This is a genomic window from Streptomyces sp. NPDC054770, from assembly GCF_053611985.1.
On sequence record NZ_JBSHBL010000018.1, the window covers coordinates 110600 to 135253 of the forward strand.

Sequence of the window (24654 nt, forward strand, 5' to 3'; positions counted from 1 at the left end):
CTAGTGGGGCGAATTATCGCATTCCGGATTTGACGCCCGCGATGACACCAACGGGTCAGCCGCGCCCGCGCCTTCAGGCGGCGTCGAGCCCGCACTCGGCCCAGATGACCTTGCCCTGCCGGATGTAGCGGGTGCCCCAGCTCTGCGCCAGCTGGGCCACCAGGAACAGGCCGCGGCCGCCCTCGTCGGTGCTGGCCGCCCGGCGCAGGTGCGGGGCGGTGTTGCTGCGGTCGGAGACCTCGCAGATCAGGGTGCGGCCGTGCAGCAGCCGTACCCGGACCGGACCGGAGCCGTGCCGGATGGCGTTGGTGACCAGCTCGCTCAGCATCAGCTCGGCGGCGAAGGCGGCCTCCTCGATTCCCCAGTCGGCCAGCTGGCGGAGCGCCGCGGAGCGGACCTCGCTGACGAGGGAGGGGTCGGCGGGCAGGTCCCAGGTGGCGATCCGGTCGGGGGCCAGGGCGTGGGTACGGGCGACGAGCAGGGCGATGTCGTCATGGGGGTGGACCGGCGCCACGGTGTCCAGGACCGTCTCGCAGATCTCCTCGGGGGTGCGCCCCGGGTGGGCGAGGGCGCCCCGCAGCCGGTCGAGCACCACGTCGACATCGCGGTTGCGGCCCTCGATCAGCCCGTCGGTGTAGAGGACCAGCCGGCTGTCCTCGGGGAGGTCGACGTCTACGGCTTCGAAGGGCAGGCCGCCCAGGCCCAGCGGGGGCCCGGCGGGCAGGTCGGGGAAGGAGACCGTGCCGTCGGGGTGGACGAGCGCGGGGGGCGGGTGCCCGGCGCGGGCCATGGTGCACTGCTGTGTGGTCGGGTCGTAGACGGCGTACAGGCAGGTCGCGCCGAAGACGTCCGCCTCGCCCGCGGCGGGAGCCTCCCGGTCCAGGCGGCCCACCAGGTTGTCGAGGTGGGTGAGGACCTCGTCCGGGGAGAAGTCGAGTTCGGCGAAGCTGCGGGCGGCGGTGCGAAGCCGCCCCATGGTGGCGGCGGAGAGCATGCCGTGGCCCACGACGTCACCGACCAGGAGGCCGACCCGGGTACCCGAGAGGGGGATGACGTCGTACCAGTCCCCGCCCACGTCGGACTCCGCCGGCAGGTAGCGGTGGGCCACTTCGACGGCGTCCTGGTCGGGCAGGCCCTGTGGGAGCAGGCTGCGCTGGAGGGTCAGGACCATGGTGCGCTCGCGCGTGTAGCGCCGGGCGTTGTCGATGGACAGGGCGGCGCGGCCGGCGAGTTCCTGGACGAGCGAGCAGTCGTCGTCGTCGAAGGGCGCGGGGTGCTGCCCCCGGTAGAACGCGGCCACGCCGAGGACGACGCCGCGGGCCACGAGGGGGACGGCGATCAGCGAGCGGACGTGGGCGAGCATCGCCTCGGCGCGCTGCGGGTCGTGGGCGATCCAGCCCATGGCGATCCGCAGGTCCGGTTCCAGCACCGCCTGCCCGCTGGTCAGGCAGCGCAGGTGCGGAGTGGCCTGGCCGTAGTCGGTACGTTTGCCGACCGGGTCGAACGGACAGCCCTCGCGGATGCCGTGGACCACCGTGCGGTACAGGTCGGAGAAGGGGTCGGCGGCCTCCTCGCCCCGCAGGACGGCCTCGGGCAGGTCGATCGTGACGTAGTCGGCCAGCCGCGGCACCGCGGTCTCGGCGAGTTCCTCGGCGGTACGGCGCACGTCCAGGGTGGTCCCGATGCGGGTGCTGGCGTCGGTCAGCAGCTCCAGGCGGCGGCGCGCGGCGAGGGCGTACCGCCCCACGTGCGGCTCTCCCACCAGCACAAGTCCACGCGTCTGGGGACCCGTGCGGGACGGCGAGTCCAGGCGGCCGCCTGCCCCGGGGCCGACGCCCGTTGTGAGGCCGGCTCCGGCTTCGTGCGCCGTGCCGTTGCCCCCGTCCGGCGCGCCGGACGGACCGCCCGCCGACGCGCCGGCGCCTCGCGTCTCGGCTCGGAGGGGTACCAGGCCGGGCGGCGCGGTGACGGGCACGACCACGGCCGGCGGGGCGGCGGGGACGAGGGCGAGGGGCTGGGGCTCCTCGGCAGGCCACCGGATGAGAAGGGGCTCGTGCGGTGCCGGGCCGGGCAGGAGGGCCTCGGTGACGAAGCCCTCCACTCCGGTGGCGGTCGTCATCGGGCGGCTGACCAGCGTGACCCGCCGGCCGTCGGACAGGGCCACGCGGACCGCGGCCCGCTGGGCGCAGGAGATCAGCTCGACGGCCCTCTCCATGAGGACCGCCCGGTCGCAGGGGCGCATCCCGAGGGCCAGTTCACCGACCCCGACGCTGTGGTGCGGTCCGGCCGCGGTCTCGGCGCCGGTGTCCAGGTACGTCCGCAGCAGGGCCCGCTCACGCTCGGAACTCTGTCCGAGCAGCCGCCGCTCGATGGCGCGGGCCGCCCGGCGTATCACGGTGGCCAGCGCCGGGTCCTCGGCGCCGCGCGGGTAACCGAGGCACAGGACGCCCTCGATACGGCCGCTGATCGGGTCGCGGACCGGAAGCGCCCGGCAGGCGTTGCCCTGCGCGCGCTCGGCGAAGTGCTCGGCGCCGTAGACCTGGACGAGCTGCCGCTCCGCCAGCGCGAGCCCGATTCCGTTGGTGCCCGCGTACTGCTCGGCGAACACGAACCCGGGGACGCGCTGGAACGCCGGGAGGCTCCTGGCCAGGGAGGTCTCTCCGAAGCGGCGCAGCAGGACGGTCCCGTCCCCGTCCGCCAGGGAGATGTTCATCTTGCTGCCGGCGAACCAGGTCTGGAGCCGGTCGAGCACCGGCACGGCTGCCCGGATGATCCGGGCATCGTGCTCGAAGTCGTCCCGGAAGGGAAGTCCGGGCTGGTCGGGGGAGAGCCCCAGGGCGCGGCAGCGCTGCCACGAGTTGGAGATGGGGACGCGTACGCCGACTTCGATCGCCTCGCCCTGGAGGAAACGCTCACGCGAGCGGGCGGGCCCGCCGCCGTCGATCGCACGGCCCGTCGCTGTCGCTTTCCCGCCGCCCCGAACCACGCTTCGCCTCATTCGCGCCTGCAGAGTCCGTTTTTTAAAACGATACGATATACGGGAGATTACGGACATTTCATACCCAGGGTTGCGGGCCCTTAAGTCATAGAATCGCGACCGGGTTGACCGGCGAGCCCGTTCCGCCCGGGATGTTCAGCGGTGCCACGACGAGCAGGAACTCGCGCCGCCCCGCCCGGGCCGTCGCGGCCGACAGGGCCTCCAGGTCGAGGTTGTCGAGGAGCGGTACCCCCATCGCGGCCACGACCAGGGCATGGACGGGCGAGTGCACGCCGTCCACGGGGGAGGGCCGTACGTCACTGTCGCCGTCACCGCCGAGCAGCGCGATGCCGCGCTCGGCCAGCAGCGGTACGGCGTCCACGTGGAAGCCCGCGCAGGCCGTGTCGGGGTCCCAGGCGCCGAGGTCCGCGCGGCGGCGGGTCTGCCCGGAGCGCAGGAGCACCGCGTCGCCCTCGCCGATCCGCACGCCGAGTGCCTGCTCAGCGGCGATGACGTCCGTCGCGTGCACCGCCCGCCCCGGCTCCAGCCAGTCGACCCCGAGCACGGCCGGGAGGTCGAGGAGAACTCCCCGGGTGACGAGGGGGCCGAGCGCCGACACCGCTCCGAAGCGGGCCCCCGCCGCGCCGACGACGTCCTTCGCCGTCCGGCCGTCGTAGAGCTGCCCCCGGTAGGAGACATGGCACAGGGCGTCGAGGTGGGTGACGGACTTGCCGTGGTAGTCGGCGCCGATGAAGTCCTTGTGGGTGGCGGGCTCCGGGCGCTCCACGTCACCGAGATCGGTCATGTGGTGCAGGGCGGGCCTGGGGTTGCCGGGGCCGGGTGCGGTGTTCCAGGGCAGCCCCAGCGGCACGACCCGACCGGACCGCACGGCCTCCGTGGCCCGTCGCACATGGTCCGCGGTCACCCGGTTCCAGGCGCCGCGGTCGGCCGGGGTCCAGCGGTCCCAGGTGCGGACCGCCGCGAAGAGCGCGTCGAACTCGCGTCGGGAGACGGCGGGTCCGTTCCCGGCACCGGCCGGCCCGGGATCCGGGCTGCCCGCGGGCCTCGTACTCATCCGCACTCACCGTTCCCAGCGTCGGCACCCGGCCCCGGCGGCACCTCGCGGACCCGCCGGCCGGATTCCCAGCCTGGCACGACCCGCGCCGGCCCGCCGGGTGCGCGCCGCCCGCCGTGCGCACCGCCCGGGCGCACGGCGGGCAGGGCCGCAGGGCGGACCGTAGATTGAGGATGAAGCCGTTGAGGCGGGAAGGAGCGTCAGCGGTGGCATCGCGGGTTGATCACACGGCGCTGTTCGCCGCGACGCCGAGCCCGTATCTGGTCCTCGGTCCGGACCTGGTCATCGTCGATGTGAACCGGGCCTATCTGGCGGCCACCGGACGCACCCGGGAGGATCTGCTCGGGCGGCACATCTTCGTCGCGTTCCCGGACAACCCCGCCGACCCGGACGCCGACGGGGTCAAGAATCTCGGTGCCTCCCTGCACCGGGTCCTCGCCACCGGCCGGTCCGACACGATGGCGCTGCAGAAGTACGACATCCCCGTCATGGGGCGGCCCGGAATCTTCGAGGAGCGCTGGTGGTCCCCGGTGAACACGCCCGTGCTCGGCGCGGCCGGGCAGGTGGACTACATCATCCACCGGGTGGAGGACGTCACCGCGTTCGTGAAGGAGTACCGGGCCACCCACCCCGACGGCGTCCGCGCGACGGAGCGCCCGGAGCAGATGCAGGCCCTGGAGGCGGAGCTGTACGCACGGGCGCGGGAGCTGCAGCGGCTGAACGAGGAGCTGCGGCAGGCCCACACCCGCGAACGCGAGGTCGCCGTCATCCTCCAGGAGGCCATGCTGCACGTCCCCGACCTGGCCCGCCACCGCGACATCGCGGTGCGCTACCTGCCCGCCACCGGCTCCCTCAACGTCTGCGGCGACTGGTACGACGTCGTCGACATCGCGCCCGACCGGTTCGCCGTCGCGGTCGGCGACGTCATCGGCCACGGCCTCGAGGCGGCGGCCGTCATGGGCATGCTCCGCAGTGCCCTGTCCGCCGCCATCCGGGCCCTGGAGCGCCCGGCCCAGGCCCTGGAGGTCCTCGGCCTGTACGCCAGGTCCGTCGAGGGGGCGCTCGGCACCACCGCCGTCAAGGCGGTCGTCGACATGCGCAGCCGTCTGATCACCTACAGCAGCGCGGGCCACCCGCCGCCGATGCTCATCCACCCCGACGGCAGCTGCGAGCTGCTGGACCAGGCCACCGACCCGCCGCTGGGCGCCCGCCCGCAGCACGTCCCCCGCCCGCAGGCGAGCCTGCCGTACAAGCCCGGTGACACCCTCGTCCTGTACACCGACGGGCTCATCGAGCGGCGGGACCAGGACATCGACGTGGGCCTCGGCCAACTGGCCGATGTCCTCGGCGAGTTCAGACACCTGGGCACCGAGGAGCTGGCCGACACCGTACTGGCCCGACTGGGCGTCGCCAGCGGCGGCCGGGACGACATCGCGCTCATCGTCGTACGACTCTGAACCTGCGTAGGGGCGGCGCGGACTCCGAACCCCTAGCGGGCGGCGCGTACCCCGTCCAGGGCGATGCCGAGGACGCGGTTGCGCTGGGCGTCGTCGTCGAAGGCCGTGGCCGTGATGCCGGAGACCATGCGGAGCAGGTCGCCGATCTCCATGTCGGTGCGGACCACGCCCGCCTTCTGGGCCCGCTCCAGCAGCGGGCCGCCGGCCGCGTACATCGAGTCACGGCAGGCCTGGAAGATCTCCGACTCGTCGTTCAGGGCCTCGCGCACCGCGCGCTTGGTGACCATGTAGCCGGTGAAGCGGTCCAGCCAGGACGTCAGCGCCTCCCACGGCTCCAGCACGGCCAGGTCCACGGCGGCCCGGCACAGGGCGTTGACCTCGTCCGCGTAGACGCTCTCGAAGAGGTCGCGGCGGGTGGGGAAGTTCCGGTACAGGGTGCCGATCCCGACCCCCGCGCGGCGGGCGACGTCCTCCAGGGAGACGTCCGCGCCCCGCTCCGCGAACGCCTCGCGGGCGGCCGTGATCAGCGCGTCGTAGTTGCGGGCCGCGTCCTTACGGTGCGGTCTCCGGGACGCGACGATCTCACTGACGGGGAACGGGCTGTCCGTCACTGCTGCCTCCCGCGTGACAAGGGTGAACCGGAGGGATTCCTCGACTTCGATTGAAGCGGAGGGTTGCCTCCAGTAGAGTGGAGGGGTACCTCCACTTTAGCAGTGCGGAGCGGTACCGCCATGGCCGGACGCGGCCCGGTGTCCCCTTCCCGCACGCTCACCGACTTTTCCCTCGCCGTTCCGTCCCTTTCCCTCCGTTCCGATTTCGGAGAGGCCCTTCATGCCCCGGAAGTCCACCCGCCTCACCTTCGCGGTCCTCGCGACCGGCGCCGGCGTGTTCTCCATGCTCCAGTCGCTGGTCGCACCGGCCCTGCCGACCGTCCAGCACGCCCTGCACACCTCCCAGTCCACCGCGACCTGGGTGATGACGGCCTATCTGCTGTCCGCCTCGGTCTTCACTCCCATACTCGGCCGGGTCGGCGACCTGATCGGCAAGAAGCGCACCCTCGTCGCCGTCCTGCTGGCGGTCCTGGCCGGCTGCCTCGTCGCCGCGCTCGCGCCGAACATCGGCGTCCTGATCATCGCCCGGGTCGTCCAGGGCATCGGCGGCGCCCTGTTCCCGCTCTCCTTCGGCATCATCCGCGACGAGTTCACCCCGGCCGAGGTCAGCGGCAGCATCAGCAACCTGTCCGCGGTGATCGCGGCCGGCGGCGGCGTCGGCATCGTGGCTGCCGGACCGATCGTCTCGGCGCTGGACTACCGCTGGCTGTTCTGGATCCCGGTCGCAGTGGTCGCGGCGACCGTCCTGATCGCCGCCCGCTACGTTCCCGAGTCGCCCAAGCGGGCCGAGGGCAGCGTCAGTTGGCTCGGTGCCGGGCTGCTCTCCGCCTGGCTGGTGGCGCTGCTGCTGCCGCTGAGCCAGGCCGGGCAGTGGGGCTGGGGCTCGGCCAAGGTGCTCGGCCTGTTCGGCACGGCCGTCGTCCTGTTCGCCGTCTGGCTGCTCACCGAGTCCCGCTCCGCCACCCCGCTCATCGACCTGCGCGTGATGCGGCTGCCCGCCGTCTGGACCACCAACACGGCCGCCCTCCTGTTCGGCGCCGGCATGTACGCGATCTGGTCCTTCCTGCCCGGCTTCGTCCAGACCCCCGCCTCGGCCGGCTACGGCTTCGGCGCCACCGTCACCGAGTCCGGCCTGCTCATGCTGCCGATGCTCATCGCCATGTTCCTCTCGGGCGTCGTCGGCGGCCGCCTCGAGCCCCGCGTGGGGGCCAAGGCGCAGCTCACCGCGGGAGCCGCGCTCGGCGCGCTGGCCTGCGGCTTCCTCACCCTCTGGCACGACAAGGAGTGGCAGATCGGCGTCGTCGCGGGTCTGTTCGGCCTCGGTATCGGCCTGGCCTTCGCCTCGATGGCGAACCTCATCGTCGGCAGCGTGCCGCCCGAGCAGACCGGCGCCGCGACCGGCATGAACGCCAACATCCGCACCATCGGCGGCTCCATCGGCGCCGCGCTCACCAGCGTCCTGGTCACCGGGCGCCTCCAGCCCTCCGGGCTGCCGTACGCCTCCGGCTACACCCACGCCTGGGCCCTGCTCGCGCTGTTCTGCCTGACCGCGGCCGGGGCCGCCCTCCTCGTCCCGGTCCGCCGCGCCGGCCGCGTCACCGGCCCGGTAGTGGAGCAGCCGACGGCAGCACCCGTACGCGTGCGGTAGTGTTGACCTGCGTGATCACGCGGAATCTACCGCGTGACTCCGCAGCGGGACGTGGCGCAGCTTGGTAGCGCACTTGACTGGGGGTCAAGGGGTCGCAGGTTCAAATCCTGTCGTCCCGACCATGCTTTCGGCAGGTCGGAGGCCGTTCTCTCATTTTTGGGAGAACGGCCTTTCGCGCGTCTGGAGCCGTGGTGGTCGCAGCCACGCCGCACGCCCCGACGGGTGGTCGGCCTCCTCGGCTCCGGTGATGGTGAGAGCGGCGGCCGGATGGCGCAGGTCGTGCACCGTGATCCTGGGGACGCCGGCTTCGGCGGAGAGCCGGCGAAACCGGTCGAGAACCTGGTGTGGTCCGAGCGGCCGGCCGTCGGGTCGACAGAAGACGAGTCCGGCGAACGGGTCGTCAGGATCGACGCGGGCGCAGGACGTTGTCCGTGCACGGTGCCGGAGGGCGGTGGCGACGCGGGGCGAGACGGCGACCCGACCGCGGCTGGATCTGGGCCGCGCTGACCGTCCGTCTCGCCGAGGCACTCGGCCACCCGCTCGGCATGCTTCAGCCCGATCTGTACGACAGCGCGGCACCGGGAGTGACCCCGGCCGGTCTCCGTGACATCACCCTGGGAGGCATGGGCGGCTTCCGGACGGACAGGCGCCGCCGGCCCGCCTCATCTCGGCCTGACAGACGGACGAGCCGTGCGAGCACCGGGGAAGGCCCACGTCCGGGGGCACCCGATGCCAGTCCGGTGGATCATCGGGGACGATGATGATCGAACCTCCGGCACGGCAGCGGCTCCCCTGCGGCCGCGCCGCACAAGCAAACGGCACGCAACCGGACCGTCGTTGCCCATGTGCGTTCCGCGAGCGTCATCAACTCGGCCGCGCTGCGGATGCGGTGCGGCCGTAGACGGCGCACGATGGACGAGGACGTCTGACCACGAGCGTGGAACGAGCTCGACAGGGACAGCCCGGCACAGGCTCGGGCAGGGGGGCCGGTTGTCCGAGCGGTGCGTACGGGCCTCTGCCCCCAAAGGGGACAACTGTGAGGAGACCCCTGGTGGCCGCACTTGCCACTGATCGGACAGCCTGTTCTTCGGGCTGCACCCTCATCGAAGGCGGCGGAGGCGGGTGACCACGACCTCAGCGCTCACCCGCACCCGTACGCTTCCGCACTCTCAGGAGCGATCATGGCCACGGCATCTGCCTCCAGTCGCCCGGTCCCGGTATACCTCCTTGCCGGAATCAGACTCCTCAACGGAGCCGCCGGTCTGCTGGTACCGGAACTGCTCATCCGGCGGTTCGACCCCGACCGCGATCCGCCCAGCCCGGCAGCCGTCTACGCTTTTCGTCTCTTCGGTATCCGCACGGTCCTGCTCGGCCTCGATCTGCTGACCGACAGCGGCGAACAGCTGAGGGAGGACCTGCGCGAGGGGATCCTGATCCACGGCAGTGACACCGTGACAGCGGCCACGCTCGGCATCCACGGGCAGGTTTCGCCGCGCACCGGCGTCATGACCACCCTCATCTCGGCCGTCAACACCGCCCTGGCCATCCGCGCCACGGCCGCGCTCGCCAACTCCTCGAAGGACAAGCAGACGTGAAGGCCGGCACCGAGGCGGCCTCCACCGCAGAGACGGGCTTCGACTACGTCGTCGTCGGAGCCGGCGCGGGCGGCGGACCGCTGGCGGCCAACCTCGCGGCCGCGGGCATGCGCACCCTGCTCCTGGACGCCGGCGGTGCCGAGGACAACGACAGCTACCTGGTGCCCGCGTTCCACGCCGACGCCTCCGAAGACCCCGTGCAGTGCTGGAACTACTTCGTACGGCACTACGCCGACGAGCAGCAGCAACGGCGCGACACCAAGTTCGTACCGGGCAAGGGCGTCCTCTACCCGCGCGCCGGGACGATCGGCGGGTGCACCGCGCACCATGCCCTGATCACCGTCTATCCGTACGACCGCGACTGGGACGCCATCGCGGCGGAGACCGGCGACGCCACCTGGCACAGCACGGCCATGCGCCGGTACTTCGAGCGGCTGGAGCGCTGTACCTACCGGCCGAGGCCCAAGAGGCCGCCAGGCAATCCGCTGCTGGCCGCGGTGCTGCGGAACCTGCCCGTCGTGTCGGCCCGGTACCGCAACGACGCCCGGCACGGGTTCGACGGCTGGCTGCCCACCGCGCTGGCCGACCCCCGACTCGCCGTGCAGGACCCGGAGTTGCTGAAGGTCATCCTCTCCGCCGCGGAGGACACGCTGGCCGGCTTCCTCGACCGGCCGCTGTCCCCCCTCGAGGGGTTCGGCTCCTTCGTCGACCCCAACGACCGGCGGGTGCAGACCCAGGCGCTGCAAGGGCTGTGGCAGATCCCCATCTCCACGGCCGACGGCCGCCGCAGCGCCGTTCGCGAACGCGTCCGGGCCGTGCAGCGCGACCGGCCGGATCACCTGGTGGTCCGTACCCACGCGCTGGCCGCCCGGATCGTACTGGACGAGGGAAACGCGGCGGCCGGCGTCGACTACCTGGACGAGGCGCACGCCTACCGGGCCGATCCCGGGACCCGGCCGGACTCCGGGTCGGCGGTGCTGCACCGGGTCCTCGCCTCCCGCGAGGTGATCCTGGCCGCAGGGGCTTTCAACACGCCCCAGCTGCTGATGCTTTCGGGCATCGGGCCACCTGAGGAACTGGCGCGGCACGGCATCCCGGTGCGCGTCGGCCTGCACGGGGTGGGCGGGAATCTCCAGGACCGGTACGAAGTCGGCGTGGTCAGCCAGATGCGCCGTGAGTTCCCGGTCATCAAGGAGTGCGACTTCCATGCTCCGAAGCCCGGGACCGAACCGGACCGCTGTTATCGGGCCTGGCAGCAGGGCATGGGCCTCTACACCACCAACGGCGCCGTGCTCGGCATCACCCGCAAGTCCCGCCCGGACCTGGATGCCCCGGACCTGTTCATCTTCGGCGGCCCGTTCGACTTCCGGGGCTACCGCCCTGGCTACTCCCTCGACCTGACACACCACAAGGACCGCTTCACCTGGGCCATTCTCAAGAGCCGTACCCACAACACGGGAGGCCGGGTCCGGCTGCGGTCCGCGGACCCGCGCGACACCCCGCTGGTCGACTTCCACTACTTCACCGAGGGCACGGACAAGGAGGGCCTGGATCTCGAAGCGATGGCCGACGCCGTGGAGTTCGTACGCGGGATGAACCGCAAGGCCGACTCCGTGGTGCGCCAGGAGCTGTGGCCCGGCGAAGAGGTCGGTGACCGCGACGCCGTCCGCCGTTTCGTCCAGGACGAGGCCTGGGGCCACCATGCGTCGTGCACCTGCCGGATGGGACGCGCCGATGATCCCTCGGCCGTGGTCGACAGCGCGTTCCGGGTCCGCGGGGTGGACCGGCTGCGGATCGTCGACGCCTCGGTCTTCCCCCGTATCCCCGGCTTCTTCGTCGCCGCCCCCATCTACATGATCAGCGAGAAGGCGAGCGAGGTGATCCTCCGCGACGCCGCCCACGCCTGACTCCCGCCACCAGGCCGTCCCCGAACGAAACGATCAGGAGCCACCCAAGGAGTATCGTGATGAGCACGCACCGAAGCGCCTCCCGGCGGTCCCCGGCCGGATACCGTACGACCTTCCTCTGGCGGATCATCACCGGCGCCGCCCAGTACATCGACCGCCGCATCGGCTGGGACAGACTGCCCGTGGCGGCAGGCCTGCTGACGCTCTTCGGGCTGCGCGTCAGGCTCCGGCAGAAGAACCTGTACGACACCGGCGGGCTGCCCGCGATCAACGAGCCCGCGCCCGCGCCCCCGTCCGCGAGCCACCAGGTCAACCGGACCGCCGACGGCAGCCACAACGACCTCGGCGAGCCGCGCATGGGCATGGCCGGCACCCGCTTCGGCCGGAACATTCCGCTGGCGGCCATCGCCCCGACCACACCCGAGGACGTCCTGGCCGCGCCCAGCCCGCGTGAGGTCAGCCGTACGCTGCTCACCCGCGACGAGCTCATCCCGGCCGAATCCGTCAACTCCCTGGTCGCCGCCTGGCTCCAGTTCATGATCCGCGACTGGTTCAGCCACGGCACCAGCCCCGCGGACCGGCCTTGGGAGGTCTCCCTGATGGACGACGACCCCTGGCCCGAACACCCCATGACCATCATGCGGACCCCGGACGACCCCACGCGTGACCCTCAGGCGCCCCCCGGTACGCCCGACACCCGCGTCAACGTGTCCTCCCACTGGTGGGACGCGTCCCAGATCTACGGGAAGAACCAGGCCGAACAGAACCAGTTGCGCACCGGAGAACTGGGCGGGCTGCACCTGTGGGACGACGAGCGGGCTCCCGTTCCGGCCGACCCCTCCCAGGACCCCACGCACGTGCCCGGCTTCTGGCTTGGCCTCGCCATGATGCAGGATCTGTTCACCCGGGAGCACAACGCGATCTGCCACCACCTGCACGCCGCCTACCCGTCCTGGAGCGACGAGGAGCTGTTCCAGCGTGCCCGGCTCGTCAACTCCGCGCTTCTCGCGAAGATCCACACCGTGGAGTGGACGCCGGCCGTGATCAGCCATCCCACCACCGTCAAGGCACTGCGCGCCAACTGGTGGGGCATCGCGGGCGAGCGCGTCCACAACCTGTTCGGGCGCGTCGGCGACAGCGAGGTCATCAGCGGCATCCCCGGCGGCGAGACGGATCACTACGGCGTCCCGTACGCCCTCACCGAGGAGTTCGTGGCGGTGTACCGCATGCACCCGCTGGTCCGCGACGACTGGCACCTGCGTGCCGTCACCGACGACGCGACCCTGCGCCACTGCACCCTGCGTGACATCTCCGGCCCGGGAGCGCTGAAGTTCCTGGAGACCACGGAGATGGCCGACCTGCTGTACAGCTTCGGCACGCTGCATCCCGGACTGGTCACCCTGCACAACTTCCCGAGGTTCCTTCAGGAGTTCCAGCGGCCGGACGGGCATCTGCAGGATCTCGCCGCCACCGACATCCTGCGCTCCCGGGAAATGGGGGTGCCCCGCTACAACGAGTTCCGGCGGCTGCTGCGGCTCAAGCCCGCGGCGAGCTTCACGGAGCTGGCGCACGATCCGGCCTGGGGTGAGCGGATCGAGCGGCTCTACGACGGCGACATCGAGAAGGTCGACCTGATGGTCGGGTTGTACGCGGAGAAGCTGCCGGCCGGATTCGCCTTCAGCGACACGGCGTTCCGCATTTTCATCCTCATGGCCTCGCGCCGGCTGAACAGCGACCGGTTCTTCACCACCCACTACACCCCCGAGGTCTACTCCAAGGCCGGCATGGCCTGGATCGACGACAACAGCATGGTCACCGTTCTGCTGCGCCACCACCCCGGGTTGCGTACGGCGCTTTCCGGGCGGACCAACGCCTTCGTGCCGTGGCACAGCGCCGCACAGAGGGAGACCTGAGATGCGAGCGACGGAGCGGACGGGGCAGGAGCGCGCACGCCAGGTCGCCGCGGCGGCCGGACGGTACCGCGCGACCAGCGACGAGCGCAGCGCCGTACAGCAGCAAATGGATGCGGGCGTGCCCTTCCCCGACTCACGGCAGGCGCTCGCCGCGCGCGCCACGCGTCTGCTGGACCGGCACGCGGTACCCGCCGCCATGGCCGTGGAGGCCGTGCGCGCGGAACCGCTGACCGCGCCCGACGCCTTCGAACGCATCCTCGGGGTGTCCAAGGAACTTCAGGCGTGGAGCTTCCTGCCGCGTGGTGCCCGGGCGGCGCGAACCGTGGCCCGGATCTCGGTACGGGAGAACGGCCGGGAACTCCCGTTGGGCACCGGCTTCCTGGTGTCGCCGAGTCTGCTGATGACCAACCACCATGTGCTCACCGACGCGCAGGCGGCCCGGCAGTGCTTCGTCGAGTTCGACGCCCAGGTCACCGTGGACAACACCCCGCAGCCGCCGACGCGGCTGGAGCTGGACCCGGACGCGTTCTTCGTGGCCGACGGACGCCTGGACTTCGCCCTGGTCCTGGTCGCCCCGGACCCGGGCGGGCGGCCGCCGGGTGAGACGTTCGGCTGGAACCGCCTCAGCGCCCAACCGGGCAAGCTGGTCATCGGCGAGCCGGTCAACGTGATCGGCCACCCGATGGGGCGTCTGAAGGAGATCGCCGTCCGCGACAACATGCTCCGGGTGCGGCTCGACGACTTCCTCCACTACACGACGGACACAGAGCCCGGCAATTCCGGCTCCCCGGTCTTCAACGACCAGTGGGAGGTCGTCGCGCTCCACCACAGCGGGGTGCCGAAGACCGACGACCAGGGGCGCGTCCTGCGCAGCGACGGGCAGGTGTGGCAGCCGGGTGACGGCGACGACGCGGTCGACTGGGTCGCCAACGAAGGCGTCCGCGTCAGCTCCATCCTGCGGCACCTCGCGCAACTGCCGCCCGGCGTCCCGCCGGACCCGCTGGCGGAGATGGGCACCGAGTCGGGTCTGGGCCTGGCGGAGTCCACGGCGCCCGCTCCGGCGCCCGCACTCGCCGCACCGGGACCGGCCGCCACGACGGCGGTCACGCACACGGGCCTGCGCGCCCGGGACGGCGCGTTCGGCGGCGAGCGCCATCTGGTCTTCCTGCACGGGCGCTCCCAGGAGCACAAGGTCCCGGAAGACCTGCGCCGCGAATGGGTCGCCGGCCTCAACCAGGGACTCGTCCGCGCCGGGCTCCCACCGGTCGATCCGGCTGACGCCTGGTTCCCCTACTACGGCGACCGACTGGTGCAGGCGCTCCCGGCGCACGAGGCCGTGCCACGTCTCACCGAGGCCATGAGTCTCTCCCCGGCAGAGGCGGTCGCTCCCGCGTCGCCCACCTCCCGAGCGGTGTACGAGGAGATGATCGGCGAGGCCGCGGGCAGGTGGAACCTGCCGTCGGAGAGGCCGTCGGAGGCCGAGCGGATCGGTCTGGGCGACGTCGTCGGACACCTTCAGCGCCAGCTGAGCTGGCTGGCCGCGAGGAGCGACATCGACGCCTGGACCATCGCCCTGGTCCTCCATGACGTGGCCGCGTATCTCGACGACAGGAGCGTCCGGGACGCGGTCCTGGACTGTGTGCTGGAGACGCTCCCGGAGGAGGGGGAGGTGATACTCGTCAGCCACAGCCTCGGCACGGTGGTCGGCATGGACCTCACCACACGGCTGTCGCCCGCACTGCACACGATCCACCTCACCACGGTGGGCAGCCCGCTGGGGCTGGACAGCGTGTACAAGAGGCTGCTGATCGGCGGACCGAAGCGCCCCGACGCGGTGACGGACTGGCTCAACGCGTGGTCCCCGTCCGACGCGGTGGCCATCGGGTGCCCGCTGGCCGACGACTGGGCGGGCACCGTGACCGACGTCGCCGTCATCAACGCCCGCGACCGGGCCCACAACATCGTGGAGTACCTCTCCCACCCCGAGGTCGCCGGGGAGATCGGCGGCCACCTCAAGCTCGGCTGATCGCGTGCGCGGCGGGCCGCGCACGCTTTCGGCGACGTGTCGGGTGGTCAGGGGCGGGATCCGGTTCCGTGGACGCCGTGCCGGTCGATCAGCGCGAGTTCCTCTACCGTCAGTGGCGGGAAGTCCAGCGCCCTGAGGTTGTGGTCCAGTTGCCACGTGGAGCTCGCGCCGATGAGCGCGCTGGTCACCTGGGGCTGTCGCAAAACCCACTGCAAGGCGAGTTGCGCCAGCGACTGGCCGCGCCGCCGGGCGATCTCGTCGAGCGCCGTCGCGCGTTCGCGGTAGGTGTCATCGATGGCGTCGGGCGACAGGAAGGCGCTGTCACGGGCGCGGGCGTCCGGCGGGATCGTACCGTCGAGGTATTTGTCGGTCAGCAGACCCTGGGCGAGCGGACTGTAGACCACAAGGCCGAAGCCGTCCTCGGCGGCGAGTTCGAGCAGGCCGTCGAGTTCCGGGCGACGATCGAAGATCGAGTAACGAGGCTGATGGACCACTAGCGGGACCCCAGCCCGGCGGAGCAACTCCGCCGCCTCGTGGGCCCGTTCGGTGGTGTAGTTGGAGATGCCTGCGTAGCGCGCCTTTCCGGACCGGACCGCGGTCGCCAGGGCGCCGACGGTCTCCTCCAGCGGGGTGGAGAGGTCGGGGCTGTGACTGTAGAAGATGTCGACGTAGTCGGTGCCGAGATCGCGCAGGCTGTGGTCGAGCGAGGCCAGGAGCGACTTGCGGGAGCCGCCCTTGAGGTAGGGGCTCGGACCGAGCGGGTTGCCGGCCTTGGTCGACAGGACGAGCTCGTCCCGGTAGGGCGCGAGGTCCTTTCGGAGCACCGTGCCGAAGAACTTCTCGGCGGCGCGCGGTGGCGGGCCATAGCGGTTGGCGTTGTCGAAGTGGGTGATGCCGAGGTCGAAGGCGTGCAGCACTATCTCGCGCTGGGTCGCGTACGGGCGGTCGGTCCCGAACTTCTGCCAGAGGCCGAACGAGAAGGCGGGGAGTTCGAGGCCGGAGTCGCCGGCCCTGCGGTAGGTGCCGAGCCTTTCGTAGCGGTCGTCGGCCGCTCGATGGGAGGGGGCGCCAAATGCCATGCGCGGAAGGTCCGTCCAGGTGAGGGGTCGGGGCAGGACGCATCCAATCAGGTCGGAAGAGGCCGGCGGCGGTCGGCTCCGTACTGGCCGGCCAGTGGCGAATCGGGCGCATTGACATTCCGATCGATCACTCGGAGACTCGATCGCATGCCCGAGGTCCTGATGCTCACCAGCGAACGATGCGTCGACCTCGTACGGGTGTCCAGCGCCCAGTGTTGATCCTCTGCGCTCCTTCGCCAGTCCACTGTCGCGTGCTGCCGCGTCTGCTCTGACCCGCAGGGACGTGAGTCCGGCTGCCCCGGGCGCTCGACACCGATCCGCGCACAGTGCCTGAGGCGGCATCCCTCCGCCCGCCTTCTGACAGCCGCCACCCCGCACAGCGATCGGAAGCACGATGAGCGCGGAATTCCTCTGGTACATCCCCAACACCGTCGAGCCGGGACATCGCGGTGACGACACGACGACCGGCTGGGGCTCCGTCGAGTACTCCACCGACCTGGCCCGCGCGGCCGAGGAACACGGCTGGGGCGGAGCACTCCTGGGAACGGGATGGGGACGTCCGGACACCTTCACCGTCGCCACCGCGCTGGCCGCCCGGACCACCACCTTCAAGCCCCTGATCGCGATCCGCCCCGGCTACTGGCAGCCGGCTCACTTCGCCAGTGCGGCGGCGACACTCGACCAGCTCAGCCGCGGCCGGGTCCTGGTCAACATCGTCAGCGGACTGGACAACCTCGCCGCGTACGGGGACACCCGAAGCGATCCCGCGCAACGCTACGCCCGCACCGGGGAGTTCCTCCATCTCGTACGACGCCTGTGGACCGAGGAGGACGTGACGTTCGACGGCGAGCACTTCCAGGTCGGCCGGTCCACGGTGGCCCCACGCCCGTACGTGACCGGCACGAGGGCGCATCCGACGCTCTACTTCGGCGGTGCGTCCGAGGCCGCCGAGCGGGTATCGGCGGCGGAGGCGGACGTGCAGCTCTTCTGGGGCGAACCACTCGACGGACTCGCCGAACGGATCGACCGGCTCAAGGCGTTGAGCGAGCAGGTGGACCGCAGGCACAAGCCGCTCGAGTTCGGGCTGCGCATCACCGCGCTGGTGCGCGACACCACGGCGGAGGCGTGGCGCGCGGCCGAGGAGAGGGTCGCGCGGATGGCGGCGGACGGAGGGAAGGAGCTGACCTGGGCGGGGGACCGCAGGACCGCGGTCGGACAGCGGCGGCTCTTCGACCTCGCCGCGCGAGGCGAGGTGCTCGACACCTGCCTGTACACCACGCCCGGTAGGTTCGGCGGCGGGGGAGCGGGGACCACCTGGCTGGTCGGCTCCGCCGCCGATGTCGCCACGGCGCTGGACAACTACCGCAAGCTCGGCATCACCCACTTCGTCCTCTCGGACACCCCCTACAAGCAGGAGATCAGCCGCATCGGCGACCAACTGCTGCCCCGGCTGCGCTGACCGCGGAGCACGGCGCCCGAGGCGGCCGACGCGCCGGGGAAGGGGAGCGGGGCGATCCGGGCGTCGAGCCGGAGAGTGCAGAAGAACGGTGCGGAAAGGCGCTCGCGCGATCCCGGAGGCGAGACCACACGGTGGTTCGTCGCCTTCAGACGACCGTTCGCCGCGACCTCCAGCAGCTCGCCCGGGTTCACCACGAACGCTCCCGGCAGATACGGCACGTCGACGAAGCCCTGTCCGCGCGGCGCCTCCACCTGCAGTCCGGGCACCTCATCCGTCACCACTGGTGTCGAGCACCTTCCACCACCCGTTCAACTTCGGCGCCGGCGAACTGCCCAGCCCGCAGGAGCGCTACGCGCGCGCCGTGGTGCGGGAGTCGGCGCTCGCGTCGGTGTAGCCCGTGCCGCTGCGCCGTTCCTCGCCGACGGCGAGGAACGGGGTGGCGAGGACGTGCTCACCCCGCCGAAGAGGACTGCGTCTTGGGGGGGGGGCGATGCGGCGCGCGGCAGCGGCTGGTCGAGTCTGCTGTATCCGGAAAATTCCTTCGGCGCTCACTCCTGGCGGTCAAGGGGTCGCGGGTTCAAATCCTGTCGTCCCGACTGGAGACAGTGGCAGGTTGGGGCCGGTTCGGTGGTATCCGAACCGGCCCTTGATCATTTTCTGATCATTTTCGGGGACCGGTGGGTGACCGGCGTACCTGACCGAGGCCGACGCCATACGGTGAGCGGCCCGGCGCGCACACGCCCCGGTCGTGATTCTTCGGGGCGCGAGGGTACTCGGCGCAGGGAGTACGAGCGGCTTGGGATCCGAAAAAGGGAAAGTTGCTTTAATCTTTTACCTCCACCCCCTCCGTGAGGGCGCCGCCCAGTCTTTCCCTCGGCTTCGAGAAGTAAACAATCGATTTCGGCCATTCTGTAAGTCATATGGAGTGTGATCGCCTTCGTCGCCCTGCGTGAAGGATTCGCAAAAATAAGGACAGTCAAAGGGCGCGTATCAGCGGCTCATGCGCGGTCCGGAGGTGCGCGGAGTTAACCTGACGATCGCTCGGCCGAAGCGGCGTGTCTCAGCTGGACCCAGGCCACGCCGACTTGCTTGTCCTGACGGGGGAAACGGGAGGCGTCATGATCGCATCTGGTCGGACAGCTGCGAAGGCTGTGGGAACCGGTACCGGTGCGACGAGAAGACACGTCTCGTATCTCGGCCCGGAGGTTTCGGCCGAGGGGACCAGGCTTCGGATCCCGCAGGATCTCTCCCTGGAGGCATGGTGCTGTCTCGGCGGAAGGATCCTCGCGGTATCTGATTCGTCGGCCTGGTGGATCGGTGATTGGCTGGTGTTCGGGCAGAACCAGTACGGTGACCGATACCGCCGGGCGATGAAAGAGACCAGGCTCGACTATCAAACGCTGCGAAATTATGCTTGGGTGGCGAGGAAATTCGAACCGTCTCGCCGGCGAGACGGCCTCACATTCCAACATCACATGGAAGTGGCAGCTCTCTCGGAAGCCGAACAGGACCACTGGCTCGACTTCGCAGTGCGACTCGACTGGTCCAGGAACGAGCTGCGCAAACAGATCCGGGCCAGCATGTCGGGCGAAGGAGATCTGCGACGCCAGGTTCAGCTCAGCCTCCAATTGGACGAGTTACGTCTTGAACGATGGCGGGAGGCGGCGCGGCGGAGCAACCTGACTCTGGCGGACTGGATCTCATCCGTCGTCGACGAGGCTATTTGATCGGGTGTGCGCTCCTACGGCATCGCTGCCTGGTGGCATCGACGCTGCACGGCACCGCTGTGTGACGGCCTCGAAAGGATTATGAGAGATCAATGCGCACGGCCGTGATAATCGGGACCGGAATGATCGGCACGTCGATCGGTCTGTCGCTGCGGAAGCAAGGCATCGACACCTACCTCATGGATGTCAGTCCCGTCGCACTGCGCATTTCCGAGGCGGTCGGCGCCGGGACGGCCGAGGAACCGCCGGAAGCGGTGGACCTGGCGGTGGTCGCCGTGCCGCCGGCCCACGTGGCACCGGTGGTCGCGTCCCACCAGTCGAGGGGAACCGCTCGCTGCTACGTCGACGTGGCGGGAGTGAAGGTCTCGCTCCGGCGTGAACTCGAAGAACTGGGTTGTGACCTCGCCACTGTGGTGGGGGGCCATCCACTGGTGGGACGACCGGGATCCGGTCCCTTGGCGGCGCAGGACGACCTGTTCGACGGACGGCCGTGGGCGCTCGTGCCCGCAGTGGAAACGGATGCTTCCGCACTGAACTGCGCTCTCGAACTGGTCGCCGCGTGCGGGGCGATACCGGTTGTCCTGGATGCCGAGGCGCACGACCGGGCGATCGCGCTCGGCACACTCGTCCCCCAGGTCGTTCTCAGTCTCGCCGCCGCTCGCCTGACGGAGGCGGACCGCATCGCGTTACGGCTGCTGGGAGACGTCTGGTCGAAGATTCCCCAGCTCATCGGGGTCGACTCCGCCACCTCGTGGACACAGGCCCTCGCCGCGAACGCGGCGCCGGTCGTGAGTGAGCTGGAGAAGCTGAGTCGGGACCTGACACGCCTGTTGGAGACACTCCGAGCCGTCGCGGACCGAAGCGGCCCGTCCGCGGAGCCTGACGGTCATCTGCTGGAGTTCATCCAGCGTGGCATCGACGGCTGCAACCGCGTCCCCGGCCGATACGGGATTCCCACGGAGACCGAACTCGCGGACATCGATGTCTCCGTCGAGGACCGGCCGACCGAACTGGCCCGCCTCTTCAGCGACGTTGCCAGCACCGGGGTGGTGATGCACGGCGTCAACATCTCGCAGCGGCCGGACCGCCTCGACCGCACGGTCACCATCTCGGTCACTTCGCGCAAGGTCGACGACCTCCGGTACGAACTGCGCCGCAGGAAGTGGCCGGCGGACGCCTGACAGCGGCGGACGCCCAGGACGAACCGCCCGCCGGCTGTGCCGGCCGGGGCGATCGCGTACTTCGCCGTGGTGACGGCATGGCGGTGAGGGAAGGGCGAGGGCCGACTTCACGCTGCTCGCGCTGGCCGAATGCACCAACGCGAGGAACTCGACATGCGCGGCGCAGATGGCCTTCAGGGCGCCGATGTCGGTAACTTGGAACCGAACGGGGAAGACCGGTGATGGGCTCACCGTCAACCACTCACAGGCCGCGCCGGGTGGAGCCGACGATTCTGCACATCGTGCGGATGTGTAAACGTCAGGCATGGCGGTGATCGATCCGGACGTGGATCGAATCGAGTCGTTCCGGTAATAGCCTGGGCTGGGTAACCGCCGATGCATGCGCAAGGTCTGCGCCGCCCGGCGGCGAATGAGCGATGCACGTGCGCGGATACTGCTGAAGCTGACCGAGACCGGCCTCTGGTCACCCATGTCCTACACGCGCTGATCAGGGGCCAGATCATCATGTCCTACGGGGGTCATATGATTAACGGTGGTGATGAGGAGATCACGCCGATTTCGCCTGGGGTAACCGGCAAGGGGGAACAGGTTCCGATCGGTTCTCTGTTGCCGCCGTCCGATCTGCTGCGGTCCGGTGAATGTACCGAACACATTCGTACACTGGCCGAGACGGAGGAGATCCTGCCGCCGATTGTCGTGCACCGTGCGACACGGCGAGTCATCGACGGAATGCACAGGTTATGGGCGGCTCGTTTTCGTGGCGACGAACTGATCGAGGTCGTCTTCGTCGACGGGTCCTCAGCCGATGTGTTCGTCCTCGCGGTCGAGTTGAATCGTGCGCACGGTCTGCCCTTGACGATGGCTGAGCGGAAATCCGCCGCCGCTCGGATCATGGATTCGCACCCGCACTGGTCCGACCGCAGGATCGCACGGACCACCGGGTTGGCGGCCGGCACCGTCGCGTCCTTGAGGTCGCCGTCCATCGCCGGCACGGTCGAGCGCCGAACCGGGCAGGACGGCCGGAGCCGGCCCAACGACGGCACGGCGGGACGGCAGCGCGCCAGCGCCCTGCTGGCCCAGAATCCGAACGCGTCGGTTCGCGAAATAGCCGAAGCGGCGCGGATTTCGGTGGGCACCGCCAGCAATGTGCGCGCCAGACTGCGACGAGGCGAGCCGGCCGTCACCGCCCGGCAGCAGGCGGCCGGGGCAGCACACCAGGCCGCGGTGGCGCAGCGGACCAGCCCGGACTACAGCCGAGTGCTGCAGAGCCTGCGCAAGGACCCGTCGCTGCGGTTCACCGATGCCGGCCGACGCCTGCTCCGCCTGCTTGACGGTGCCGGCCCGGGCGGCGTCGAGCAGATCGCCCAGATCTCGGACAACGTGCCGGAGCACTGCCGGAACATGGTGATCGACATGGCCCGCGAGTGCGCCGCCGCATGGCAGCATCTGGCCGACCAGCTCGCGGGCCGAGACACCGCCTGACGGAGACGTACGGTCCGGCCCGGAGGCTGCGGGACGTTCAACCGCTCGAACCGTGCGGTTGAACACCACCGCGCAGCCGGACGCCGGCCGTCGGCATCCGATGGCCTGTTCGGAGGCAGAAACCTCCGGGCGGTCACTGTGGTAACGAGTACTCTGCGTGCAAGAAAATCCGGGGAGGCATTCGTAATGGCGGCGAACCCGTTCGAGGAAGAGAACGGCGTCTATCTGGTTCTGGTCAATGAAGAGGGGCAGTATTCTCTGTGGCCTTCGTTCGCTGATGTCCCCGATGGGTGGACTGTCATTGTGGACGGGGCGTCGCGGCAAGAGTGCCTCGACTACGTCAATGAGCATTGGACGGACATGCGACCGTTGAGCCGGCTGCGGGCGATGGGCGACCAGTAGAGCCTGCTCACCCAAATGTTGACTTGACAGCACGGGATGAATTGTCGAAGGTCTTTTGACCGGGGCCGCCGGTCGTGCTCGGCGTCAGGCGCTTTACGGCAGAACCAGGGCGTGATTCAATCGCGCGAAGCGTTCGATGCATGACTTCCCGGCGCTTGGAGAGTCGTCGGGTGTCGTCGGGATATCGGGCGAGCCGTCTCGGAAGTCACCGGTTCGTGCAGCATTCCACTTCGGCCATCTGGGGAGTATGTTCCAATGGCATGGAGACTTAATGGTGGTACAACCACGGTGATATTCAACTGGGGGGCGGTTTGTTCAACAAAGGTCTGAACAAGGCTTCTCATCAGCCGGCGACGACAAGGACGGCATCGGCGACGCTGGCCGAATTATGGGAGCGGACGGTACACAGCCGGCCCAGTAGCCCGGCGATTGTCTCGGGCCGCGAGATCCTGTCCTACGACGAGGTGAACGCCAGGGCGAACCAGCTCGCCCGGCTGCTGCTCGACGAAGGGGCGGGCCCGGGCCGTCTGGTGGCACTGGCACTGCCCCGATCCAGCCGAATGGTGATCAGCGTGCTTGCCGCGGCCAAGGCCGGGGCGGCGTTCCTGCCGGTGGACGTCAACTACCCGCAGGAGCGGATCTCCTACCTGCTCGGAGACGCCGGGCCCGCACTGCTGTGCACCGTCCGGGGCGCTGCCGCGAAGCTGCCTGCCGACATAGGGGCGCCACAGCTGGTGCTGGACTCGGCCAAGCAGACTGCCAGGCTCAACGCACTGCCCGACACCGACGTGACCGAGGACGAACGCGGTGGCTCACTCGCCGCGACGGACCTGGCCTACGTGATCTACACCTCGGGCTCGACAGGCCGACCGAAAGGCGTCGCGCTGACCAGCGCCGGGTTGCCCGCCTTGGCCGCGGCCAAGGTCGCCGCGATGCAGATCACCGAGGACAGCAGGGTGCTCCAGTTCGCCTCGCCGAGCTTCGACGCCTACGTGACCGAGCTGCTGGCGACTTTTACCGCCGGTGCCACTCTGGTGGTGCCGGGAGCGGACACCCTGGCCGGTGACCCGCTGGCAAAGGCCCTGCGGGACGGCCGGGTCAGCCATGCGGTGCTGCCGCCGGCCGCGGTCGCGACCGTGTCCCCGGACGCGGTGCCGGACCTGCGTGTACTGGTGGTGGCCGGCGAGGCGTGCCCGGCCGGCCTGGTGGAACAGTGGGCACCGGCACGCCGTTTGGTCAACGCCTACGGTCCGACCGAATCCACCGTGTGCGCGACCATGACCGGCCCGCTCGCCCCGACGGACGAGGTCACCATCGGCCGGCCGATTCCGGGGGTGTCCGTGCACATCCTCGATGACCGACTGCTTCCGGTGGCGGTCGGAGAGATCGGCGAGTTGTACCTCAGCGGTGCCGGGCTGGCGCGCGGCTACCTCAACCGCCCCGACCTGACCGCGCAGCTGTTCGTGGCCAACCCGTTCGGCGCCGACGGCGAACGGATGTACCGCACGGGCGATCTGGCCTCCGTGCGGGCCGACGGCGACATCCTGTTCCACGGCCGGACCGACGACCAGGTCGAACTGCGCGGATTCCGGATCGAGCTGGGCGAGGTGGAGTCCGTGCTCAGCCAACACCCGGACGTGGCGCAGGCGGTGGCCGTGCTGCGGGCCGGCGCCCCCGACGGGCCGCAACTGCTGGCCTATGTGGTGCCGACGCACGGCACCACGCCGGAAGCGGGCGAACTGCGTGAACACGCCGGCCGCTTCCTGCCCGACTACATGGTGCCGTCGATCTACGCGACCATCGACGCCGTTCCGCTGACTCCCAGCGGAAAGACAGACCGAGCCGCGCTGCCGGAGCCGACCAGGACCATCCGGCCCACCGTCCAGGAAGCGCGCACTCCTGCCGAAAAGATCCTTTCCAATATCTTCCGAGACCTGTTTGACCTTGTCGAGATCGACGTTCGCAGTAATTTCTTCGAACTGGGTGGGAACAGCATCCTGGCTGTCGACCTCATTCAGCGAGCGCAGGAAGCCGGCTTGGCGCTCTTGCCCAGGACCGTGCTCGACCACCCGACAATCGAGAAGCTGGCCGCGATAGCGACCCTCGGGGAGTAAG

Annotated in this window: 16 protein-coding genes, 1 tRNA gene and 1 pseudogene; 13 read left to right on the forward strand and 5 right to left on the reverse strand. The window is 70.2% G+C overall.

Features of this window, described 5'->3' with window-relative positions:
* Window positions 1-73: 73 nt before the first annotated feature.
* Window positions 74-2986 (reverse strand): SpoIIE family protein phosphatase, encoded by a 2913-nt coding sequence (locus ACWGKQ_RS18485; RefSeq protein WP_453292965.1) that lies wholly within the window; start codon window positions 2984-2986, stop codon window positions 74-76.
* A 97-nt stretch (window positions 2987-3083) separates the two neighbouring features.
* Window positions 3084-4052: a cyclase family protein gene (locus ACWGKQ_RS18490; protein WP_453292966.1), complete on the reverse strand. Its 969-nt coding sequence runs from the start codon at window positions 4050-4052 to the stop codon at window positions 3084-3086.
* A gap of 173 nt (window positions 4053-4225) precedes the next feature.
* Between ACWGKQ_RS18490 and ACWGKQ_RS18495 the strand changes: the two genes are divergently transcribed.
* Complete coding sequence (locus ACWGKQ_RS18495; protein WP_453292967.1) at window positions 4226-5509, forward strand: PP2C family protein-serine/threonine phosphatase; 1284 nt, start codon at window positions 4226-4228, stop codon at window positions 5507-5509.
* A 32-nt stretch (window positions 5510-5541) separates the two neighbouring features.
* Here the strand turns inward: ACWGKQ_RS18495 and ACWGKQ_RS18500 are convergent, their stop codons facing one another.
* The gene (locus tag ACWGKQ_RS18500; RefSeq protein WP_453292968.1) at window positions 5542-6120 is read right to left on the reverse strand and encodes a TetR/AcrR family transcriptional regulator; all 579 of its coding nucleotides are present in this window, start codon (window positions 6118-6120) and stop codon (window positions 5542-5544) included.
* A 220-nt stretch (window positions 6121-6340) separates the two neighbouring features.
* Between ACWGKQ_RS18500 and ACWGKQ_RS18505 the strand changes: the two genes are divergently transcribed.
* The 6 genes from ACWGKQ_RS18505 (at window position 6341) to ACWGKQ_RS18530 (ending at window position 15209) form a co-directional block, all read left to right on the forward strand.
* Window positions 6341-7768 carry an MFS transporter gene (locus ACWGKQ_RS18505; RefSeq protein ID WP_453292969.1) on the forward strand — a complete coding sequence of 476 codons (1428 nt, stop codon included), beginning with the start codon at window positions 6341-6343 and terminating at the stop codon, window positions 7766-7768.
* A 45-nt stretch (window positions 7769-7813) separates the two neighbouring features.
* Window positions 7814-7890 (forward strand) — tRNA-Pro (locus ACWGKQ_RS18510).
* 1059 nt (window positions 7891-8949) lie between these two features.
* A complete protein-coding gene (locus ACWGKQ_RS18515) occupies window positions 8950-9363 on the forward strand; it encodes a hypothetical protein (RefSeq protein ID WP_453292970.1) in 414 nt (137 codons plus the stop codon).
* Window positions 9360-11270 carry a GMC family oxidoreductase gene (locus tag ACWGKQ_RS18520; protein WP_453292971.1) on the forward strand — a complete coding sequence of 637 codons (1911 nt, stop codon included), beginning with the start codon at window positions 9360-9362 and terminating at the stop codon, window positions 11268-11270. Before ACWGKQ_RS18515 ends, ACWGKQ_RS18520 begins: the two co-directional genes overlap by 4 nt.
* Window positions 11271-11329: 59 nt before the next feature.
* Window positions 11330-13183: a peroxidase family protein gene (locus tag ACWGKQ_RS18525; RefSeq protein WP_453292972.1), complete on the forward strand. Its 1854-nt coding sequence runs from the start codon at window positions 11330-11332 to the stop codon at window positions 13181-13183.
* A gap of 1 nt (window position 13184) precedes the next feature.
* Window positions 13185-15209, forward strand: coding sequence for a trypsin-like serine peptidase (locus ACWGKQ_RS18530; protein ID WP_453292973.1), 2025 nt, complete (start codon window positions 13185-13187; stop codon window positions 15207-15209).
* Window positions 15210-15256: 47 nt separating this feature from the next.
* On the opposite strand, the gene ACWGKQ_RS18535 is transcribed toward ACWGKQ_RS18530, so the two are convergent.
* A complete protein-coding gene (locus tag ACWGKQ_RS18535; RefSeq protein WP_453292974.1) occupies window positions 15257-16288 on the reverse strand; it encodes an aldo/keto reductase in 1032 nt (343 codons plus the stop codon).
* 394 nt (window positions 16289-16682) lie between these two features.
* Here ACWGKQ_RS18535 and ACWGKQ_RS18540 point away from each other — a divergent pair, with 394 nt between their 5' ends.
* Window positions 16683-17747 (forward strand): LLM class flavin-dependent oxidoreductase, encoded by a 1065-nt coding sequence (locus tag ACWGKQ_RS18540; RefSeq protein WP_453292975.1) that lies wholly within the window; start codon window positions 16683-16685, stop codon window positions 17745-17747.
* A 14-nt stretch (window positions 17748-17761) separates the two neighbouring features.
* Here ACWGKQ_RS18540 and ACWGKQ_RS18545 read toward each other — a convergent pair.
* Window positions 17762-18019: pseudogene (locus ACWGKQ_RS18545) on the reverse strand (2OG-Fe(II) oxygenase family protein); the annotation flags it as partial.
* Between the two features lie 846 nt (window positions 18020-18865).
* On the opposite strand from ACWGKQ_RS18545, the gene ACWGKQ_RS18550 reads away from it, so the two are divergent.
* The 5 genes from ACWGKQ_RS18550 (at window position 18866) to ACWGKQ_RS18570 (ending at window position 24653) form a co-directional block, all read left to right on the forward strand.
* A complete protein-coding gene (locus ACWGKQ_RS18550) occupies window positions 18866-19474 on the forward strand; it encodes an LmbU family transcriptional regulator (protein ID WP_453292976.1) in 609 nt (202 codons plus the stop codon).
* Between the two features lie 92 nt (window positions 19475-19566).
* Window positions 19567-20655, forward strand: coding sequence for a prephenate dehydrogenase (locus ACWGKQ_RS18555; protein ID WP_453292977.1), 1089 nt, complete (start codon window positions 19567-19569; stop codon window positions 20653-20655).
* Window positions 20656-21177: 522 nt separating this feature from the next.
* Window positions 21178-22137: a hypothetical protein gene (locus ACWGKQ_RS18560; RefSeq protein ID WP_453292978.1), complete on the forward strand. Its 960-nt coding sequence runs from the start codon at window positions 21178-21180 to the stop codon at window positions 22135-22137.
* Between the two features lie 186 nt (window positions 22138-22323).
* Window positions 22324-22539 carry an MbtH family protein gene (locus tag ACWGKQ_RS18565; protein ID WP_453292979.1) on the forward strand — a complete coding sequence of 72 codons (216 nt, stop codon included), beginning with the start codon at window positions 22324-22326 and terminating at the stop codon, window positions 22537-22539.
* A gap of 311 nt (window positions 22540-22850) precedes the next feature.
* Entirely contained in the window at window positions 22851-24653 is a 1803-nt protein-coding gene (locus ACWGKQ_RS18570) for a non-ribosomal peptide synthetase (RefSeq protein ID WP_453292980.1), read from the forward strand.
* Window position 24654 lies beyond the last annotated feature (1 nt).